This window comes from Actinoplanes sp. NPDC051343, from assembly GCF_044455125.1.
Classification (GTDB): Bacteria; Actinomycetota; Actinomycetes; order Mycobacteriales; family Micromonosporaceae; genus Actinoplanes.
On sequence record NZ_JBITEL010000001.1, the window covers coordinates 704,649 to 724,095 of the forward strand.

Consider the following 19,447-nt stretch of genomic DNA (forward strand, 5'->3'; position numbering starts at 1 on the left):
CGCGTGACGCCCTCGGACTGTGCCAATTCTTGCCGGCGCGAGTGTCGTTACGCAGAGCGTGACGCCCGGCGCCACGCCGCATTACTGCCGACCCTGGAGATATCGTGAAGACCGTTCCGGCGACCATGGATTCCCTGGCCGAGCCGCTGGCCACCATCAAGGCGGCTTCCCTGCGGGAGATCCGGGCCGAACACGCAGCCCGTGTCGTGCGTCGCATCGTGGACAATGAGTCGCTGCTCCGGCGGCTGGACGTCGCGGCGTTCAACTCGGCCCCCTGATGACGGGTCCCGCGAGCGGTGCGGGGCCGCCCATCAGTCAGCCCATCAGTCAATACGTACTCAAGGTGCACGGCCGTTGTGACCTGTCGTGCGACCACTGCTATGTCTACGAGTCGGTGGACCAGTCGTGGCGCGACAAGCCCCGGGCGATGTCACCGCATGTCCTGCAGTCGGCGGCACGCCGCATCGCCGAACATGCTGCCGCCCGGGACCAGTCCCGGGTGCGGGTCGTTCTGCACGGAGGAGAACCGCTCCTCCTCGGTGCCGAGCGCATGCGGGAGGCCCTCGCCTGCCTGCGATCGACAATCGAACCGGTCGCCCGCCTCGACCTGATCATGCAGACGAACGCGGTCCGGCTCGACGCCGCGATGTGCGACGTGCTCAAGGAGTACGCCGTACGCGTCGGCGTCTCGCTCGACGGCGACCGGGAGGCCAACGATCGGCATCGCCGGTTCGCCACCGGCGCCGGCAGCTTCGACCAGGTGCGCGCGGCTCTCGCGCTGCTGCGCACCCCGGCCTACCGCGAGCTGTACGCCGGTCTGCTGTGCACGATCGACATCGCGAACGATCCGGAGCGGGTCTACGAGGCCCTCGTGGCCGAGCAACCCCCGCGGGTCGACTTCCTGCTGCCGCACGCCACCTGGGAGCACCCGCCGGCCCGGCCCGGCAACGACCCCACCCCGTACGCGACCTGGCTGTCGGCGATTCACCGCCGCTGGCTGGCCGACCACCGTCCGATGCGGGTCCGCATGTTCGAGGCGATCGAGTCGACGGCCCGGGGCGGCCCGAGCGGCAGCGAGCAACTCGGCGCCGACGCCGTGGGCCTGGTCGTCATCGAGACGAACGGCAACTACGAGCAGCTCGACATCATCAAGACCGCCTACGCCGGCGCACCGGAGACCGGCCTGAACGTGCTCAACCGTACGGTCGACGACGTGGCCCGCCTCGCCCCGGTCGCCGCGCGGCAGACCGGCCACGAGGGACTCAGCCCGATCTGCCACAGCTGCCCGGTCGTGCGGCAGTGCGGCGGCGGCCTCTACGCCCACCGCTACCGGCCGGGGACGGGCTTCGACAACCCGTCCGTCTTCTGCCCCGACCTGCGCGTGCTGATCGACCGGACGAACGAGGAGAACCGGATGCGGGCCGAGAACACCAAGCCCGACGACGCCGGCGTGAGCCCGGCGGCGCTGGTCGAGCAGATCGCCTCCGGCTTCGGCGACGCCGAGACCATCGGCTGGCTCGCCGAGCAGGAGCTGGAGATCACCCGTGCGCTGCTCTCCGTCGTCGACCAGCACCACCCCACCGAGGCGTGGAAGATCCTCGGCGACATCGAGCAGAAGGCACCCGACGCCGTCCGCGAGGTGCTCGCCCACCCGTACGTGCGTCCCTGGGCGGTCAACCGGCTCCGTGGTGCCGATCAGTCCTATGTGGAGGGGCTGGCCGCCGCGGCCGCCGTCCGCGCGCAACTGCCGATCGACATCGAGGTCGACGTCGTCGAGGGCGTCGTCCACCTGCCCACGGTCGGCACCGCCTATCTACCGGGCGCCCGGGCGCGCCTGCAGTTCAACGGGGACACGTTGCGCATCACCGGCTCCGGCGAGCCGATCGTCACCGAACTGTCCCGCACGGAGGCGACCGCATTCTGGCAGCCGGCCCGGCTGGTGGAGCTCGAGGAGGGCTGGACCGTTCGCCTCGAGGACGGCGACCCGGCTCGCGCCTGCCACAGCTGGCCGCCCGCCGACCGCCTCGGCGAGGACGACGACCGCCGGTGGCGGTCGGCGCTGCGCGAGGCGTGGCGGCTGATCCGGGCCGAGACCCCCGGGTACGCGCCGGCTCTGCGCGCCGCGCTGCGCACGGTGGTGCCGCTGCGGGCCGACGAGGGCGGACGGCAGCGGGCGTCGACCGCGCGGCACGCGTTCGGTTCCGTCGCCGCCGCCCCGGCCGATCCGGCCGATCTGGCCGTACTGCTCGTGCACGAGTTCCAGCACGGAAAACTCGGCGCCCTGCTGGATCTGTGCGACCTCGTCGACCTCAGCTCGGACGCCCACGTGAAGGTCGGGTGGCGTCCCGACCCGCGGCCGGTCGAGGGCGTCCTGCAGGGGGTCTACGCGCATGCCGCGGTCGCCGACGCCTACCGCGCCCGGCTCGGGCACGACGCCGGGGCGGAGCCGCTCTTCGCGAAATATCACCGGTGGACGGTCGACGCGATCGCCGGGCTGCGGATGACCGGCGCCCTGACCACGCTCGGCGAGGACTTCGTCGACCGGCTGGAGACCACCGTACGGGGATGGGGCCGTTGATCGACCGCACCGGCCTGGCCGACCAGCTGCGCGCCCTGGAACTCCCCCGGGCCGGCAGCGTGCTGGTGCACTGCAGCCTCCGGCACGTCGGCCCGGTCCACGGTGGACCGACGGCGCTGCTGCGAGCGGTCACCGACGTGCTCGGCGACCAGGGCACGGTCGTGGTACCGGCGCAGACGCCGGGCAACTCCCTGACCAGCCGGGTGTTCCGGGCCGCCACGCAGGGGATGACCGAGCCCGACCGCGACCGCTATCTGGCCGCCATGCCCGGCTTCGATCCTCCCACCACCCCGTCGCAGGGCATGGGCGTGTTCGCCGAGGCGGTACGCCGGCACCCCGCGGCCCGGCGCAGCACGCACCCGCAGACCTCGTTCGCGGCCGTCGGCGGCGCGGCCGGCGAGGTGACCGGCGTGCACGACCTCGACTGCCACCTGGGTGAGCGGTCCCCGCTCGGCGCGCTCTACCGGCTCGGCGCGACCATTTTGATGATCGGCGTCGGGATGGACAAATGCACGGCGTTGCACCTCGGCGAATACCGATTGTCGGAGCCGCCGCCGATCATGAATTTCTCCTGTTTCGTGATCGAGAATGGCCGGCGGCGTCTCCGGCAATTCGACGCGCCCGGCCTCGACGACCGTGACTTCGCGGCCGTCGGGAACGATCTTCTGGCGCAGCCGTGGGCGCGCCGCGGGCGCCTGGGCTCGGCTTCGGTCGACGTCCTGCCCATGATCGAGGCGGTCGACCACGCGACGACGTGGTTCGAAAAGAATCGCGGACGTCAATAGCCCATTGAATGATCCATTCGGCGTTCGACCGGTTCGAGTCGCCCGAAGGGTGAGGATGACAGGGTGGTACGCACCGTTTACGCTTGGTCTCACCTCGTAATCGTGTCGTAACCGAACGGAGTCGTCGTGCGCGCTGAGAGGATCTTCCCCGTCCTCCGGGCGCAATGATCGGCCTACGACAGTGAGCCGGCCGGATCTGTATTTCTCGCTCATTCACGCCCGCGCCTCGTTCCCCAACGAGTGGGTGGAGCGCTTCTACCGGCGCCTCGACGAGGAGGTGCGCAGCCGGGCCAACCCGCCGCCGGGCCTGCGCCCCGGATCCGTCCACTACGCCACCGAACGCGAGGCGCGCACCGCGCGCACCGACGCATCCCCCGGCGTACGCGTGCTCGTACCGCTCTACACCCGGGAGTTCCTGCACGATCCCCCGCCGGACTTCGCGCCCTACCTCAACCGGCCGTTCGACGTGGCCGACCTGCCGTTCGTGCATCCGGTGATGTGGGACGTCTACGTTCCGCCGCGGGCCGTGTGCGGCATCGCCCAGGCGCTGTCGCTCGGCACGGCCGTCCGCGAATACGAGGTGTGCGGCATGGCGACGATCTGCCGGCACAACGCGTACGCCGGTGAGCTGCGCCAGATAGTCGAACTGCTGGCCGACCGCATCGTCCGCGCCGCCGAGCACCCGGCCCACCGGCCGGAGTGGATGCCGGCGGAGGTCCCCGCGGTCAGCGGGCCGTCCCCCGAGGCGCGCTTCCTCATCGCCGTGGCCCGGGCCCCCCGCGTCTCCGGCGAGTGGACACCGTTCGAGCCCGAGCGCTTCGCGGTGGCCGACCGGGCCGTGCAGGCGGCCCGCCGGCTCCTGCTGCTGCCCGAGGTCGTCGACGCGCTCGACCCGTCGCCGGGCGCCGACGAGGCCCGCGACTCGGCCGGTGTGCTGCTGCTCGACCCGGCCGCGCTGCTCGACGCCCAGACCCGGCCGCTGGTGGAGGTGCTGCTCCGGAGCCTTCCCCGGTGGACCGCCGTGGTGGTCGTGGCAGGGCGGGATCCGAAACTGCGCGAGCCGTGCGCCGACGCCGTCCAGCTCAGCGGCGGCACGGCTCAAGTGGCGCGTACGGCCCCCGAATTCGTCCGGGTCGTCACCGATGCGATCCATCGGGCGCGACGCCACTTCCTACGCGGACATCCGAGCTGAGGGGAGTCGGCCATGACCAGCGGTCGGAACGGCCAGGTCGTCACGTTCTACTCGTACAAGGGTGGCACCGGGCGCACGATGGCACTCGCCAACGTGGCCTGGATCCTGGCCGCCAACGGCAAGCGGGTGCTGGCCGTCGACTGGGACCTGGAATCCCCCGGCCTGCACCGGTTCTTCAACCCGTTCATCGATCCGGGCGTGCTCGCCGGTACCCGCGGCGTGATCGACATGATCCGCGAATACGAGTGGTCGACCACCCGTCGCGACCGCACCCCCGGCTGGATCGAGCGGTACGCCTGCGTGCAGCGGCACTCGTTCTCCCTCGACTGGGACTTCCCGGGCGACGGCACCCTCGACTTCCTCTCCGCCGGCCAGCAGAACCGTGACTACGAGGGCGTCCTGCAGATGAACTGGGACGACTTCTACGGGGACCAGAACGGCGGCCAGTTCTTCGACGCCATGCGCGACGACATGCGCGAGCACTACGACTACACGCTGATCGACAGCCGGACCGGCAACAGCGACATCGCCGGCATCTGCACCAGCCACATGCCCGACGTGCTCGTCGACTGCTTCACCTTCAGCGAGCAGGGCATGGACGGCGCCGCCCAGATGGCCCGCCAGCTGCTGAGCCCGCGCCCGATCCGGGTGCTGCCGGTGCCGATGCGCGTCGACCCGGCCGAGAAGCGCAAGGCCGACATCGGACGGACCGTGGCGATGCGTCAGTTCGCCGACCTGCCGAGCGGGATGGACGAGGAGAACCGCCAGGCCTACTGGCTCGGCGTCCAGGTGCCCTATCAGGCCTATTACTCCTATGAGGAGACACTGGCGACGTTCGGCGATGTGTCGGGGGCGAGCGGGACGCTGCTCAACGCGTACGAGAACCTGGTCGGGCACATCACCGGGCACGAGATCATGGCGCTGCCGGCGATCCCGAGCGGCGTCCGCGCCCAGATCAACGCCCGGTTCGAGCGCAAGCCGTTCGCCGAGGCCGACGTCATGCTGCTGACCGGCACGACCGCCGACCAGGTCTGGATCGAGTGGATCGAGCACGTGCTGGTGGCGAGCGGATTCCGGGTCGTGCACCTCTCCGACGCGGACAAGGCGCCGGCCAGCGGGGCCCAGCGGGTGCGGATCGTCTCGCGGGGCGAGGGTCCGGCGCCCGTCGACGAACCCGACCTGTGCGTTGTCTACACGACCGAGACGGCGCCGCGGCGGCTCGTCGCCCCGGCCAACTCCGTCGTCATCGGGGCCCTCTCCGCGACCGCGGCCGCCGAGCGTGTCCTCGAACTGGTCGGCCGCCCGGTCGGCGACGTCGACGCCGTCCTCGCCGGCGCCCCGCGCTACCCCGGCGAGGAACCGCACCTGGTCGCCGACCTGCCCGCGCGCAACGCCCGCTTCACCGGTCGCGAGGCGGTGCTGCTGGAGCTGCGCGAGCAGCTGCGGTCCGGCGCGGCGGTGGTGCTCTTCGGCACCCAGGCGGTCGCGCTGCAGGGCATGGGCGGCGTCGGCAAGACCCAGCTGGCGCTGGAGTACGCGTACCGCTACCGGGCCGCGTACGACGTCGTGGCCTGGCTCAACGCCGACAGCGAGGAGAGCCTGGAGAGCTCACTGCACGACCTCGGGGAGATGCTCGGGCTGCAGTCCGAGCAGGTCGGCGCCGACTACGCGCGCGCCGTCGTGCAGGAGCTGAGCCGGGACAAGCGGCGATGGCTGCTGATCTTCGACAACGCCGACGAGCCCGAGGCGATCCGCATCTACCTGCCGCACGGCCCCGGGCACGTGCTCATCACCTCGCGCAACACGTCCTGGGGCGAGCAGACCCAGTCGGTACCGGTCGACGTGTTCACCCGCGAGGAGAGCATCGATCACCTGGTTCAGCGTGTCGAGCGGGTCGGCACGCTGAGCCGTGAGGACGCCGACCTGGTCGCCGAGCAGCTCGCCGACCTGCCGATCGTGATCGCCGCGGCGGCGGCCTGGCTCGCCGAGACGCTGACCCCGGTCGCCGAATACCTGGAGCTGATCCGCGAGGAAGGGCCGAGCGCCGCGCTCAGCGCCACCACCGACCGGTCGATCGCCCGCACCTGGGACCTGTCGCTCAACCGGCTCCGCGACCGTGACCAGGCCGCGTACCGGCTGTTCCAGCTGTGCAGCGTGCTCGCCCCGGAGATCCCGCTCGACCTCGTCTACAGCGACGAGATGGCCCGGCACCTCAGGCCGTTCAACCCGGCGCTCTCCGAACGGATGGCTCGCGGCTCGCTCGTCCAGCAGATCAACCGGCTCGCCCTGCTCCGCCTCGACCAGCGGCCCTCCGCCGCGGGCGACAACGACCGGCGCGGCCAGATCATCATCCACCGGGTGGTGCAGAACGTCGTCCGGGACCGCATGACCGACGAGGAGCTGGCCGAGGCTCGCCGGCAGGTTCATCAGGTGCTGGTGCGCGCGCGCCCGGACGGCGAGGTGGACGACCAGCAGAACTGGCCGCGGTTCCGGATGCTCTGGCCGCACCTCGACGCCTCCGAGGCGGTCCTCAGCACCGACGAGGCGGTCCGGCAGCTGCTGATCGACCGGGTCCGCCTCTACTACCTGCAGGGCGACTCGCTCGCCGGGCGACCGCGGGCCGAGCTGATCAGCCGGCTCTGGGCCGAGCAGCTGGCCGCCACCACCGCGCCCGAGGCGGCCGACGTGCTCCGCCGGCAGCTGCTCTACCTGCGCTTCAACCTCGCCAACCTGCTGCGCGAGCTGGGCGACTTCCAGCGGTCGTACGAGGTCGACGAGCAGGTGCTCGCCGCCCAGCAGGAGCTGCTGCCGGCCAACCACCCGCACGTGCTGATGACCCGGGGCGGCCTCGCCGCCGACCTGCGGGGGCTGGGCCGCTACCCGGAGGCGCTCGAGCTCGACCTCGACACCTACACCACCTGGCAGGAGCACTACGGCGAGGAGAACGAACGCACCCTGTCCGCCCGCAACAACCTCGCGGTCTCGTACCGCCTGATGGGCGACTTCCGGCGGGCCGCCGAGCACGACGAGCAGACGTTCGAGCTGCGCCGCGAGGTGCTCGGCGAGTTCAGCTTCATGACGCTCGCCTCGGCCGCCTGCCTGGCCCGCGACTGGCGCGACGCCGGCAACTTCGCCCGCTCGGCCGATCTGCTCGAGCAGACGGTCGCCGAGCTCCTCGAGACCCGCGGCCCCGACTCGCGGATGACCCTGACCACGCAGGCCAACTACGCGATCTCCCTGCGCAGCCTCGGCCACATCGACAAGTCGGTGCCGCTGCACCGGGCGACGTACGCCAAGCTGGACCAGCTGTTCGGCGCCGAATACCCGGAGACCGTCAGCTGCCGGCTCAGCCTGGCCCTGAGCCTGCTCAACTCCGGCGATGCCGAGCGGGCGATAGCCGAGATGCACGAGATCCGCGAGTTCTACGAGCAGCGGCTCGGCTCCCTGCACCCCTACACGCTGGTCTGCGCCAACGACCTCGCCATCGCCGAACGCGCCGCCGGACGGTACGCGAAGGCCCGCGAGTGGATCGAACCGACGGTGCACAGCCTCACCTCGGTGCTCGGTCCGCGGCACCCCTACACGCTCTCGGCCGAGATGAACTTCGCGATCTGCGAGACCGACCCGGTCGGCGCGGACGACGCCGGCGACCTCGCGAGCGCGCGCCACCGGCTGCTCGCCCTGGCCGACGTGAACGCCGAGGTGTTCGGGGTCAACCACCCCAACCACCTACGGTTCGAGGCGAATCTCGCGCTGATGGATCTGGCCGCCGGCGACCGTACGGCCGAGGAACGGGTCACCACGTTGCGCGAGCGCATGGTGAACCGCGTCGGCGAGAGCCACCCGATCGTCGACGGCCTCGACCACCGCCGCTACCTCTACCGGATCATCGATCCGCACCAGTTCTAGGGGGTAGCGATGGCTGACCGGAAGGCGACCGTACCCGCGCTGGTCGGCGTGGCCTGGCGGGCCGCGCCTCCCGTCCTGCGGCGGTTCGCGTGCTGGGTCTGGGGCATCGGGATCCCGGCCGCCGCGCTGTCGATCGTCGGCGACTTCGCCGGCTGGTGGGACGGCTACCAGTTCATCCCGAACATCGTCTCCGAGACGATCTGCGCCCTGGTCACGCTGCCGATCGCCCTGGTGATCATCGGGCAGCTGGCCGAATACCAGGTGAAGGAGCTCGACCGGGTACGCCTGAACTCCCGCTTCACCAACACCCGCCAGCAGTTCGTGGCCGCCGCCCGGAATACCCGTGAACAGATCCAGGAGCTGGCTCAGGACGTCGAGGCGAGCACCAACGAGTTCGTCCGGGCCACCAGGATCGAGGACAACGCCCTGGCCGATCCCGAGGCGGCGAACGAGATGGCGCGCACGCTGCACACCCAGATGGACGGCCGGCAGTGGCTGATGTACGAGCGGATCGTGACGCCGCTGCGCATCCTCGGCAACCACCTGCAGAGCCTGCTCGTCGAGCGGGACCGCGACGGCGACCTGACCGCCGAGACGACCGGCTTCGCGGAGCTGTGGCTCGACCTGGAGTCCGCGCTCGCCTCGCAACGGCAGATCATGGCCATCGGGCACGACCTCTTCGGCCGGTCGAAGACCCTCTCCGCCCGGGGCCAGTGGTCGGACCGGCTGCGCGAGGTGGCCTTCGAGCACGTCCGTTCGATCGACCGGCTGCTGGAGTTGTGCCAGGAACTGGAGCTGCACGCCGGCGGCGACCCCGGCTATCACCCGGCCGTCACGCCGTGAGCCAGGACAGGATCCTCGGGAGCACCTCGACCGCACCGAAGTGCGCCGCGCCGTACTGCACGTGCACCTCGGCGCGGGGGATGCGGGAGGCCAGCCACTTGCTGTGGCTGGCCGGCGAGAAGGTGTCGGCGGCGCCGTGCCAGAGGCGCACCGCCGGCCGGATGTGGTCGAGGGCGAAACCCCAGTCGCCGCGGAAGGCCACGATGTCGTCGAGCCAGCCGTACGGCCCGATGCGCAGCGCCTCGGTGTAGCTGGCGGTCAGCAGCCGCCGATACATGACGCTGTCCATGAACCGCAGATCCGGCTCCGAGGCCTGGGCCCGCAGTTCGTCGATGAAGCCTTCCGGGTCGGCCGCGGTCCGCACGGCCAGATCGATCATCTCGCGCATGAGGTCGGCGTCGCCGCGCTCGCCCGTGGCGTGGTTGCGGGCGTTCTCCTCCGACATCCCCTCGTACCAGTCGAGGCCGGCCGCGTTGGCCGGTGCCAGGCCGACCAGCACGGCGGCCCGGGTGACGCGACGGGGCAGCAGGGCCGCGCAGGCCAGCGCGTGCGGGCCGCCACCGGAGCGCCCGACGACGCAGAAGCGGTCGATGCCGAGGGCATCGGCCACGGTTTCGACGTCGTGGGCCGCGTCGGCGACGCGCCGGCCGGGCAGGCGCGTCGATCCGCCGTACCCGGGCCGGTTGTGGCAGATGAGCCGCACGCCCTGCTGGTAAAGAACGCTGCTGCGGGGTTTCGGCCCGGCGTAGGAGCCGGGCGTGCCGTGCAGGAGGAAAACGGGTATGCCCTCCGGATCTCCCGTCACCTCGGCCGTCAGCACTCTGTCGTCCACCGCGATCTCGAAACGACTACTCAAGGTGACCCCTCCCGCATCGATGGTAATCGGTGCGTGGGAGTCCCGGTCTCAGCCGGATTGCCCGAGGATCGACCGGGTGAACTTCTCGCTGTCCCCGATGGAGGACTTGTCGCAGATCAGTGGCTTGGCGGTGCCCGCGGGAACCGTGACGTACCGGCCGTTGCTCTTCGATCTGAACGACACGCTGCCGTCGCCGTTGAAGATCAGGCTGAAGGTCTCGGCCGTCCCGATGCGGTCACTGCGCGCGGTCAGCGTCTCGGTCGGGGCGGCGGTCACGTACTTGTTGTTGATCTCCGCACGCAGCGCGATGTCGCCGTTGCCGAGATCGATCTCGTCGAACGTCTCCCAGGGACCCGGGGCCTCCGGGTAGGCGATCAGCGGCGACGCCCCGCCGTCGTCGGCCGTCACGTAGAGGTTGTTGGCGTGGGCCAGGTAGTAGACCGTGTTGAATTTCGAAACGTCGGGGTTCTTGGTGCCGACCACACCGCCCGTGCTCGACGAGGTTTGCGGCTTGCTCGACGCGGACCTGCTCGCGGGGCGGCCGGCCGGCGTGGTCGTCGGGGCCTTGGCCGGCTTGGGCGGCGGGGTCGGCGTCCTCGTCACCGCGGGGGCCGACGAGGGCACCAGCGGCGCGGTCGAGGCGCCGGCCTGCGGGTCGTGCGCCTGCGCACCGGCCGGGGCGTCGAACGGATGGAAGACCGCGGCGGCGACCAGCAGGCCGGCCACCGCAAGCGCGGCGGCCGGCCACAGTACGCGGCCGACACGTCGCTTCTTCACGTCGGGCGGGACGGGCGTGGCCGCCGCGCCGGGAATCGTTTCGCCGGCCGCCACCCGCAGCAGCCGCTCCGCCGTGTCGGCGTCGATGCGTCGGCCCGGGTCCTTCTCCAGCAGCCCGTCGAGCACCGCCCGCAGCGCACCGGCCTGCTGCGGCGGCCGCGGCGGCTCGGTGGCCAGGGCGGTCAGCGTGCTCACCGGCGACTTCCCCAGATAGGGTGGCTTACCCTCGACCGCCAGGTAGAGCGTCGCGCCGAGCGACCACAGGTCGGACGGCGGCCCGATCGGCTCGTCGAGCGCCTGCTCGGGCGCCATGAAGGACGGCGAGCCCAGCACGATGCCGGTGGTGGTGATGCCGGACTCGCCGGCCAGTGCGACCAGCCCGAAGTCGGTCAGCACCACCCGGTCGGCTGCGACCAGCACGTTCGCCGGCTTCACGTCGCGGTGCAGCACACCCCCGGCGTGCGCGGCCCGCAGCGCGGCCACCAGGTCGATGCCGATCCGCGCCACCCGCTCGGGCGGCAGCGGCCCCTGTTCGCGCACCAGTTCGTGCAGCGACCTGGACGGCACCAGCTCCATCACGATCCACGGCAGACCGTCGTCGAGGACGACGTCGAAGAACCGCACGATGTTCGGATGGGCCAGCCGCGCGATGGCCCGGGCCTCGCGGAGCGCCCGCTCGCGCAGGGCCTCGGCCTCGTCGTCGGTCATGCCCTGCGGCAGCAGCAGTTCCTTGAGCGCGACCTCACGGCCGAGCAACTCGTCCCACGCCGCCCAGACCCGGCCCATCCCGCCCTGGCCGAGCTTCTTGACCAGCCGGTAACGACCGGCGACGATGCGGGGCGCGGAAACAGACACGGCGGAACGGTACCGGATCGGCCGCGGCGACCATTTGCGGCGCAACCTCCTCCGACCGGACACCGCGTCGCCGCCACCGCCCGGTTTCGCCGCCGTCGGCCCAGGTCAGAAACGTTTTGGCTGGCCAGCCGGTTACCCGCGAGTCCGGTTGCCACCGCAGCCGGTAGTAGACGCATCCGGCACACCGGAGTTCAGCTGCCGGAGATAGATCACAATCAACCCGGCGGCCGGGTATAGCGGCGCTTCACGCCCACCGGGAAGAACTCAGGGTCATCGGCCGGGCGCAGTTCGACAGCGCTCCGGCAGCGGGAACGCCTGGTGATAGTTCTGCTTGGTCATCAGCGGAATCGCCGCCGGGCCCGCGACCCCACCCGGCTCGACGCCGTTGCGCCGCAGGAACTCCGCATAGGCGGGACGGTCGCCGCCGCGTCCTGGAAAAGCGTCATCAGCGTCGTGCTCACGGCGCCACCCTGGTGGAGCAGCATGTTGCCGCGGTCGGACGGCAATGGGCTGATCCCGCCGAATCGGCAACCCCGCGAAGTTACGCTCGGGGCATGCACATGATCGTCGAGGTGGGTGCGCAGCTCGATCCGGATGTGAGCTGGCCCGAGGGTGCGGCGCTGAGCATGTTCGTCGGGGAGCCGGTCCAGCTGATGATCTTCCTGTCGCATCCGCACGCGCTCGAGGTGGAGGCGGTGTCCCAGGCGCCGACCCAGTTCGCATGGGTCGACAGCGAGCACGTGGGTGTACTCGCGTACCGCCTCGGGCCGATTCTCGGGTGGTCGGAGGCGAGCTTCACGCCGCACATGTTCGACGCGGAGGACGGGCTGCCCGGCGTCGACCTCGATCCGAGGGTGCGGATCGTGCTGGTCGACCGGGACACCAACATCGTCAAGGCGCTGCACACCGTCCGCTGGCCGGAGCCTTTCGCCTCCACCGTCCGCGAGTCGGTGGTCCGGATGCGGGAGACGCCCTACAGCGCTTTCGCGTACGAGCATGCCCTGGCCGCCCTGCACCGCCGCTATCCGACCGCCGAGGACCTGGTCGTCGACCGCGCCGACGCGCACTGCACCGCCAAACCGGCTTGAGGCCTGTCTCAGTCGAGACGGCGCAGCGATCCCCAGTGCCGGGCCGAGACCGACAGGTACTCGCTGACGCCCATCGCGATCAGTTCCTGGATCCGCACGGGGTCGGACGGGCGGGGCCGCGCCGGGACGCCCAGCGCCAGGTGCCCCGACGGCACCTCGGCGCCCTCCGGGACGAGGGCCGCCGCGCCGACCACCGAGCCGCCGCGGACCACCGCCCGGTTGAGCACCACCGCGCCCGAGCCGATCAGGCAGCCGTCCTCGACCACGCAGCCTTCCAGGTGGGCGTTGTGCCCGACGACGCAGTCGGCGCTCGTCGGACACTCCTCGGTGGTGTGCAGGACCGTGCCGTCCTGGATCGAGGTGCGGGCGCCGACCTCGATGCGGCCGAAGTCGGCGCGCAGCACGGCGGCCGGCCACACCGACGCCTCCGGTCCGAGGGTCACGGCGCCGATGACGACGGCGTCCGGATGGACGTACGCCGAGGGGTCGATGGCCGGCTCGTGGTCCTCGAACGCATACAGCGGCATGGAGTTCAGACTACGTACTCGGCTCCGCACGACTCGGCCAGGGACGGCCCGAACAGGGCGGCCGGGGTGAACGCGCCCGCCTTCCCCTCCCCCGCCAGCAGGCGCCGGACGATTTCGGCCGGCACCGCGCCGGTCCACTCCTGTGCCTCGCCGAGCCGCAGCCAGCCTTCGCGGGTCGTGCCGTCGGCCCACCGCACGACCGCGTGCCCCCACGAGTGCTCGCGCGGCTTCGGTTTGGCCGCGACCTGCACCGCGGCCAGCCGCCGGATCGCGAAGTCACGCACCGGACCGATCGCCAGCAGCGCCGCCGCGATCGGGAAGATCACGCGTACGACCGGCGAGGACGGCGCCTCGCTCGAAGCGGCGATGACGTTCGGCGCTCCGCTCGCGCGCTGGGCCGACAGGAGCTCGCCGAGGGGCATGCCCGCCGCGGTGACCACCTCGCCGTCGGGCAGCGTCAGCCGCATCACGTCGCCGCCGATCGGCGCCGGGGCCAGCCGGCCGTTCCGATAGCGGCGCCCCTGATATCGGCCGCCGCCCTCGACTCCGGGGATCCCTTCGAGGATGGTGGCGGCCAGGGCCTCGCCGAGCCGGCCCGCCTGGGTGTCGAGAGACGGCACCATGTCGACTCGCACCTGCTCGGGCGCGGTGCGCCCATCGCAGAGTTTCACGACCACGCTTTCGGTTGCGGTGACGCCGAATCCGGCGCCGGTCACGACCGTACGCCCGGAGCCCGCAACCGCATCGCCCAGCGCGAGTGTCGTGGCCACCGCCGCGAGGTCGTTGGCCAGGTCGAGGTAGTCGCTGCCCGCGTCGAGGCAGGCCCGGATGGTCGGTGGCGCGGTGCGCGTGAAGGGCCCGATCGTGTTGACGACCGCGGCCGGCCGCTGCCGGCGGATCTCGGCCGCCATCGCCTCGGCCGACCGGGCGACCACGGTGCGGTCCCCCTCGGCCACCGCGGCCAGCCGGGCCGCGTCCCGCCCGACCGGCACCGGTCGGATGCCTCGTTTGCGTAGCTGGGCGGCGATCGCGCGGCCGCTGCGGCCGGTCCCGCCCAGGATCCATACGTCTGCCATGTCCGCTCCTCATGTGACGACACGTGATGTCATCACAGTAGCCGACGACGACACGTCATGTCATCACTAGACTGGTGACATGAGCAGATGGCGGCCCGATGCGCGCGAGCGCCTGCGGCAGGCCGCGCTGGAACTCTTCGCCGAGCAGGGCTTCGCCGCCACGACCGTTCCGGAGATCACCGCCCGGGCCGGGCTGACCACGCGCACGTTCTTCCGGCACTTCGCCGACAAGCGCGAGGTGCTCTACGCCGACGACGCCGAGGTGCCGGCCATGGTCGCCAGGATGATGGCCGAGGCTCCCCCGGCGGCCGAACCGCTGGCGCTGATCGTCGAGGGCCTGCGCACGGTCGCCGAGACCCGCTTCGAGCCGCGCAAGGCGGCCCTGCAGGCCCGGCGCGAACTGGTCCGCACGGACGCCGGGCTGCAGGAACGCGACCTGCGCAAGCGAGCGGTGATGTCGGAGGCGATCCGGGAGGGCTTCCGCGCGCGCGGGCTGGAGACGGCCCGCGCGGCACTGCTCGCCGAGACCTGCGTGACCCTGATCAACGTGTCACTGATCGAGTGGCTCGACGGCGACGACGACCGCAGGCTCTCCGACATCATCGTCGAGACCCTCGCGACGCTGCGAGCCTCGCTGAGCTGAACCGGCCCGGGCCGCGGGGTCAGGCGATCGGCGTCAGCACGAAGATGGGCATGACGCGGCTGGTCCTGGTCTGATATTCGGCGTAGTCGGGCCAGACCTCGACCGCCCGGTCGAGCCACTGCCGGTATTCGTCGCCGTGCACCTCGCGGGCCTCGTAGTCCTTCTTGACCGGGCCGTCCTGAAGTTCGACGCGCGGGTTGGCGACCACGTTGTAGTACCAGACCGGGTTCTTCGGCGCGCCACCCATCGAGGCGACCACGGCGTACTCGCCCCGGTGCTCGACCCGCATCAGCGGGGTCTTGCGAAGCTTGCCGCTCTTCGCCCCGACCGAGGTCAGAATGATCACCGGACCGCCGCCCGGGTTGGTCAGGCCCTCGGTGCCGCCGGAGCTCTCGTACAGGTCGACCTGGTCGCGGCTCCAGTCGAACGTGCTCGGCTCGTACTCCCCGGTCAGCGGCATGCCTTCACCATCCTGCTCGACGTGACGATCTCAACAAGCGGACTATACCCCGCTTGTTCCCGATCGGCGATCTCAACTGTGGCCGCCCGGGTTGACCCTTGATCGATGGTGGACGATATTCGAGGGAATCCCGGTTGGAGGCCACTGTGGGCACTGCCGAAACCCTGACCGCCGGCGCGCAGCGCCGCCGGGCCGTCATCGCCAGCACGGTCGGGACCACCATCGAGTGGTACGACTTCTTCCTCTACAACACCGCGGCGTCGCTGATTTTCCCGGCGCTCTTCTTCCCCAAGCAGGCCGCGTTCACCGGCATCCTGCTGTCGTTCGGCACGCAGTTCGTCGGGTTCGCGGCCCGGCCGGTCGGTGCGGCCATTTTCGGGCACTACGGCGACCGGATCGGCCGCAAGGCCACGCTGATCGCCACACTTCTGCTCATGGGCATCGCCACCGCCCTCATCGGCGTGCTGCCCACCTACGGTTCGATCGGGTACGCCGCACCGATCCTGCTGACCCTGCTGCGGGTCGCCCAGGGCATCGGCGTGGGCGGCGAATGGGGCGGGTCGGTTCTGCTGTCGATGGAGTGGGGCAGCGTACGCCGGCGCGGCTTCTGGGCGAGCTGGCCGCAACTCGGTGTGCCGCTCGGCCTGATCCTGTCGACCGGGGTGTTCCGGTTGCTGACCGACTGGACCGGCGCCTCGTTCGACCACTGGGGCTGGCGGATCCCGTTCCTGCTCAGCGCGGTGCTGGTCGGCGTCGGCCTGTACGTGCGGCTGCGCGTGCTGGAGAGCCCCGAGTTCGCCGCGGTCGCCGAAGCGGGCACGGTCGTTCGCCGTCCGCTGGTCGACGTGATCCGCACCGAGTGGCAGAAGATCATCGGGTCGGCGTTCGTGCGGCTCAGCGAGCAGGCGCCCTTCTACCTGTTCACCAGCTTCGTGCTCACCTACGGCACCAAGCAGCTCGGCCTGGGCCGCGACGGCATCCTCGACGACATCCTGATCGCCGCCACCGCGGGCCTCATCTGCGTGCCGGTCTTCGGCCACCTCTCCGACCTGTTCGGGAGACGCCGGGTCTACGGCGCCGGCATCGTGCTGGTCGCCGTGTTCGCGTTCCCCTACTTCGGGCTGCTCAACAGCAAGGAATCCGGCCTCATCCTGCTCGCGATCGTGATTTCGCTGATCTTCCACGGCATCCAGTACGGCCCGCAGGCCGCGCTGATCGCCGAGGGTTTCGGCACCAACCTGCGCTACTCGGGCGCCGGCCTCGGCTATCAGCTGGCGTCGGTGATCGCCGGCGGCCCGGCCCCGCTGATCGCGACCAAGATTCTTCAGAAGACCGGGTCGAGCACCGGCATCAGCTGGTACATCGTCGGCTGTTGCGTGCTGGCCTTCGCCGCTCTGATACTGATGCCCCGCACCGTGCACGAGCCGATGAAGGCCGCAACGGTTGCCGGTAGCGCGCCGCCGGCAACCGGTTGACCTCCTGCGAGCGGACCGCCGCCAGCCGCCGGCCGAGGTCGGAAACCGCCCCGGACGAGCGCGCGGTCCGCTTCGGACACCTGGTGGACCGCGACCTGACCGGCGGTGTACGCGTCGCTGAACCTCCACAACGCATTGATGATCGCGATGAGGTCGGCCGGCGGCATGCCGGTCGCCTCGGCGGTCGCTGAGCCGCCCCTTACGCCGACAGCCGGATCGCCTCGACCTGGCCCTGGAGGCGGAGCGGGCCGGCGGCGTACGGAACGAGCAGGGTGTCGCCCCGCCGCACCGGCAGGTCGTCCTTCTCGCCGGCCAGCCGCCCCTCTCCGGCCACCACGACCAGGATGCCGAAGCCGGCGTCGACCCGGTCACCGCCGTACAGACGGCGGGCGCCGAAGAACTCGTCCGCCGCCTCGGGCAGCAGCCGCGTCGCCGAGCCGCGCAGGGTGTCCAGGCGCGCGGGGCTCCAGGCGGCGCGGTCGACGCACTGCAGGGCCAGGTCGTAGCCGAGGCCGAGGTGGCCGTCGGCGAGCCCGAAGTCCCGGTATTCCAGCAGGACCGAGAAGTCGGTCGGCTCCTGCACCTCGACCAGCAGGATGCCGTCGCCGATCGCGTGCGGCAGCCCGGCCGGGCAGAGGATCGCGTCGCCCGCCGCGACCGGGATCCGGTTGGTGGCGGCCAGCATCTCGCCGGTCTTCTGCTTGTCGACCCAGCCGGCCAGCTCGGCCGCCTCGACATCGCGGGCGAAACCCAGATGTACGAACGCGTTGGGTTGCGCTGAGACGATCACCCACGCTTCGGTTTTCCCGTACGGCGAAGCCAGGTGAGCGTTGGCGAAGGTGCGGTCCGGGTGCACGTGGAGGGGCAGACGTTGGCCGGCGTCGAGCAGTTTCACGAGCACGCCGGTGCCGGTGCGGCCGGGACCGAGCCACCACGCCGGGTCGGCCGCGACCGCCTCGGCCAGCACGCGGCCGTCGGCCAGCGTCGACAGCCCGGACGGGGCGAGCCCGAACCGCGTGGTCACCGAGCCGACCCAGTCTTCCGGGCGGTCGGGCAGCGCGGGCACGTTGCGGAACTCGGCGATGCGCCCGGCCCCGCGGTAGAACGTCTCGGGCTGGTTTGCCGGTAAGACCTCGACGGTCACGTGATATCGCCTTTAGTCGTTTCTGGGTGGTGGGTGGGGCGGTTGGATGGCCCTCAACGCCAGCTCGGCCAAAAAGCCGCCGACGAACGTGTCGCCGAGCCCGACAGTAGTGGGGTTCTCCACGTCGAGGGCGTAACCGGGGACACAATCCACGAGGTCGCCTATCCGGGAGCGCAGTTCCGCCGCGAAGGCCACCGATTCGGGCCGCCGCGGCCGGCCCCGCAGGTTCGCCACGTCCGCATCGGTGAAGTCGTCGCCGTGGACGTAGCGGGTGGCCGCCATGACGGTGCCGGTGTCGAGCGCGCCGGTGTAGTCGACGGCCCCGACCGCGAGCGCCCAGTACTTCGTGTGCAGCACCAGCGTCGGCACCGGGATGTGCTGCCGGACTTCCGCGAGCGCCCGCGCAACGTCCGGCGCCGACAGCAGGTCGACCGATCGACCGAGATATGACTGCAGCTCGTCCTCGTTGAGCCCGTAGATGTCGATCCGGTCGAGCAGCGCCTCCCGGACCCGGCGGCTGAACGCGGGCTGGTGATAGGCCGCGTCCTCGAAGTAGGTCACCGCGGTGGGCGGCAGCTGCCGCATGTGCTCTCTCAACCGGTGGAGACGGTCCCGAAGCTGCGCCTCGTCGCGCATCGCGTTGAAACCGGAGATGAGGAACAGCGAGGCCTTCGCGAGACGGTCGCCCAGATCGTTGGTCAGCCGCATGGCCTCGTTGGCCGCGTCGTTGACGTAGATCAGCCGATTGGGGAAGGGCGCGGTGACGTCGAGGTCGCCGGCCCGGACGCGCAGCCCCTGGTCGTACTGGACGATCAGGTGCGGATAGCAGGTGTCGTCGGTGCCGCTGGAGAAGTAGTCGCCGTCCGGTGGCAGCAGCCGGCGGAAGGTGTCGTTGACGCTGACCAGGTGCATGGCCGACGGGACGCCGAGCCGGCTCATCAGGATCCCGGCCCGCACCGAGGTGCCGCCCAGGGTCTGCCGGTGCTCGAACCGGTCCGCGAAGGCGGCGAGCGCCGGGGCGGAGGCGACGTAGTGCTCGCCGCCCGTGCCCCGGGCCACGTAACCGAGGATCGACACCACGAGGTCCCGCTCGCCGTCCACCGGGCCGGGCCCGTTCAGCAGTTCAGCGGCGACGATGCCGTAGTCGGCGATCAGCTGTTCCAGGACCCCGGCGGTCAGCTTCAACTCGTAGTCGACGCAGCCGCCGAGGCCGAGAACGACGCGGGAGGGATCGGCCAT

16 protein-coding genes are annotated in these 19,447 nt (G+C 71.1%); 9 read left to right on the forward strand and 7 right to left on the reverse strand.

Features of this window, described 5'->3' with window-relative positions:
* Positions 1 to 104 precede the first annotated feature (104 nt).
* The 6 genes from fxsA (at position 105) to ACIA5C_RS03025 (ending at position 9,307) form a co-directional block, all read left to right on the forward strand.
* Positions 105 to 278 carry an FxSxx-COOH cyclophane-containing RiPP peptide gene (gene fxsA / locus ACIA5C_RS03000; RefSeq protein ID WP_396050603.1) on the forward strand — a complete coding sequence of 58 codons (174 nt, stop codon included), beginning with the start codon at positions 105 to 107 and terminating at the stop codon, positions 276 to 278.
* Positions 278 to 2,578 (forward strand): FxsB family cyclophane-forming radical SAM/SPASM peptide maturase, encoded by a 2,301-nt coding sequence (locus ACIA5C_RS03005; RefSeq protein WP_396050606.1) that lies wholly within the window; start codon positions 278 to 280, stop codon positions 2,576 to 2,578. Before fxsA ends, ACIA5C_RS03005 begins: the two co-directional genes overlap by 1 nt.
* Positions 2,566 to 3,363, forward strand: coding sequence for an aminoglycoside N(3)-acetyltransferase (locus ACIA5C_RS03010; RefSeq protein WP_396050608.1), 798 nt, complete (start codon positions 2,566 to 2,568; stop codon positions 3,361 to 3,363). The genes ACIA5C_RS03005 and ACIA5C_RS03010 overlap by 13 nt, the downstream gene beginning before the upstream one ends.
* 181 nt (positions 3,364 to 3,544) lie before the next feature.
* Positions 3,545 to 4,555, forward strand: a complete 1,011-nt coding sequence (locus ACIA5C_RS03015) for a hypothetical protein (RefSeq protein WP_396050609.1) — start codon at positions 3,545 to 3,547, stop codon at positions 4,553 to 4,555.
* Between the two features lie 12 nt (positions 4,556 to 4,567).
* Entirely contained in the window at positions 4,568 to 8,464 is a 3,897-nt protein-coding gene (gene fxsT / locus ACIA5C_RS03020) for an FxSxx-COOH system tetratricopeptide repeat protein (RefSeq protein WP_396050611.1), read from the forward strand.
* Positions 8,465 to 8,473: 9 nt separating this feature from the next.
* Positions 8,474 to 9,307: a hypothetical protein gene (locus ACIA5C_RS03025; protein WP_396050614.1), complete on the forward strand. Its 834-nt coding sequence runs from the start codon at positions 8,474 to 8,476 to the stop codon at positions 9,305 to 9,307.
* Here the strand turns inward: ACIA5C_RS03025 and ACIA5C_RS03030 are convergent.
* On the reverse strand, positions 9,297 to 10,163 hold the full coding sequence (locus ACIA5C_RS03030; protein WP_396050615.1) for an alpha/beta fold hydrolase: 867 nt from the start codon (positions 10,161 to 10,163) through the stop codon (positions 9,297 to 9,299). The genes ACIA5C_RS03025 and ACIA5C_RS03030 overlap by 11 nt on opposite strands.
* 48 nt (positions 10,164 to 10,211) lie before the next feature.
* Complete coding sequence (locus tag ACIA5C_RS03035) at positions 10,212 to 11,795, reverse strand: protein kinase (RefSeq protein WP_396050616.1); 1,584 nt, start codon at positions 11,793 to 11,795, stop codon at positions 10,212 to 10,214.
* Positions 11,796 to 12,349: 554 nt separating this feature from the next.
* Between ACIA5C_RS03035 and ACIA5C_RS03040 the strand changes: the two genes are divergently transcribed.
* Complete coding sequence (locus ACIA5C_RS03040) at positions 12,350 to 12,883, forward strand: hypothetical protein (protein WP_396050618.1); 534 nt, start codon at positions 12,350 to 12,352, stop codon at positions 12,881 to 12,883.
* A gap of 8 nt (positions 12,884 to 12,891) precedes the next feature.
* Here the strand turns inward: ACIA5C_RS03040 and ACIA5C_RS03045 are convergent, their stop codons facing one another.
* Together ACIA5C_RS03045 and ACIA5C_RS03050 are read right to left on the reverse strand one after the other, a co-directional pair.
* Positions 12,892 to 13,410 (reverse strand): gamma carbonic anhydrase family protein, encoded by a 519-nt coding sequence (locus ACIA5C_RS03045; protein WP_396050620.1) that lies wholly within the window; start codon positions 13,408 to 13,410, stop codon positions 12,892 to 12,894.
* A gap of 5 nt (positions 13,411 to 13,415) precedes the next feature.
* A complete protein-coding gene (locus ACIA5C_RS03050) occupies positions 13,416 to 14,486 on the reverse strand; it encodes a saccharopine dehydrogenase NADP-binding domain-containing protein (RefSeq protein ID WP_396050622.1) in 1,071 nt (356 codons plus the stop codon).
* Between the two features lie 79 nt (positions 14,487 to 14,565).
* Here ACIA5C_RS03050 and ACIA5C_RS03055 point away from each other — a divergent pair, with 79 nt between their 5' ends.
* Positions 14,566 to 15,129, forward strand: coding sequence for a TetR/AcrR family transcriptional regulator (locus ACIA5C_RS03055; protein ID WP_396050624.1), 564 nt, complete (start codon positions 14,566 to 14,568; stop codon positions 15,127 to 15,129).
* Between the two features lie 19 nt (positions 15,130 to 15,148).
* Here ACIA5C_RS03055 and ACIA5C_RS03060 read toward each other — a convergent pair whose 3' ends face one another.
* Positions 15,149 to 15,589 carry a nitroreductase family deazaflavin-dependent oxidoreductase gene (locus ACIA5C_RS03060; protein WP_396050626.1) on the reverse strand — a complete coding sequence of 147 codons (441 nt, stop codon included), beginning with the start codon at positions 15,587 to 15,589 and terminating at the stop codon, positions 15,149 to 15,151.
* 146 nt (positions 15,590 to 15,735) lie between these two features.
* Between ACIA5C_RS03060 and ACIA5C_RS03065 the strand changes: the two genes are divergently transcribed.
* On the forward strand, positions 15,736 to 17,064 hold the full coding sequence (locus ACIA5C_RS03065) for an MFS transporter (protein WP_396050628.1): 1,329 nt from the start codon (positions 15,736 to 15,738) through the stop codon (positions 17,062 to 17,064).
* 199 nt (positions 17,065 to 17,263) lie between these two features.
* Here ACIA5C_RS03065 and ACIA5C_RS03070 read toward each other — a convergent pair whose 3' ends face one another.
* A complete protein-coding gene (locus ACIA5C_RS03070; RefSeq protein ID WP_396050630.1) occupies positions 17,264 to 18,208 on the reverse strand; it encodes a class I mannose-6-phosphate isomerase in 945 nt (314 codons plus the stop codon).
* 12 nt (positions 18,209 to 18,220) lie between these two features.
* Positions 18,221 to 19,447: an ADP-dependent glucokinase/phosphofructokinase gene (locus ACIA5C_RS03075; RefSeq protein WP_396050633.1), complete on the reverse strand. Its 1,227-nt coding sequence runs from the start codon at positions 19,445 to 19,447 to the stop codon at positions 18,221 to 18,223.

What these genes read in the sequence shown, in the direction of transcription:
- ACIA5C_RS03075 (WP_396050633.1), bottom strand. Translation starts at nt 19,447, where the DNA reads ATGGCCGATCCCTCCCGCGTCGTTCTCGGCCTCGGCGGCTGCGTCGAC.
- ACIA5C_RS03005 (WP_396050606.1), top strand. Translation starts at nt 278, where the DNA reads ATGACGGGTCCCGCGAGCGGTGCGGGGCCGCCCATCAGTCAGCCCATC.
- ACIA5C_RS03045 (WP_396050620.1), bottom strand. Translation starts at nt 13,410, where the DNA reads ATGCCGCTGTATGCGTTCGAGGACCACGAGCCGGCCATCGACCCCTCG.
- fxsT (WP_396050611.1), top strand. Translation starts at nt 4,568, where the DNA reads ATGACCAGCGGTCGGAACGGCCAGGTCGTCACGTTCTACTCGTACAAG.
- ACIA5C_RS03055 (WP_396050624.1), top strand. Translation starts at nt 14,566, where the DNA reads ATGAGCAGATGGCGGCCCGATGCGCGCGAGCGCCTGCGGCAGGCCGCG.
- ACIA5C_RS03060 (WP_396050626.1), bottom strand. Translation starts at nt 15,589, where the DNA reads ATGCCGCTGACCGGGGAGTACGAGCCGAGCACGTTCGACTGGAGCCGC.
- ACIA5C_RS03025 (WP_396050614.1), top strand. Translation starts at nt 8,474, where the DNA reads ATGGCTGACCGGAAGGCGACCGTACCCGCGCTGGTCGGCGTGGCCTGG.
- ACIA5C_RS03040 (WP_396050618.1), top strand. Translation starts at nt 12,350, where the DNA reads ATGCACATGATCGTCGAGGTGGGTGCGCAGCTCGATCCGGATGTGAGC.
- ACIA5C_RS03050 (WP_396050622.1), bottom strand. Translation starts at nt 14,486, where the DNA reads ATGGCAGACGTATGGATCCTGGGCGGGACCGGCCGCAGCGGCCGCGCG.
- ACIA5C_RS03010 (WP_396050608.1), top strand. Translation starts at nt 2,566, where the DNA reads ATGGGGCCGTTGATCGACCGCACCGGCCTGGCCGACCAGCTGCGCGCC.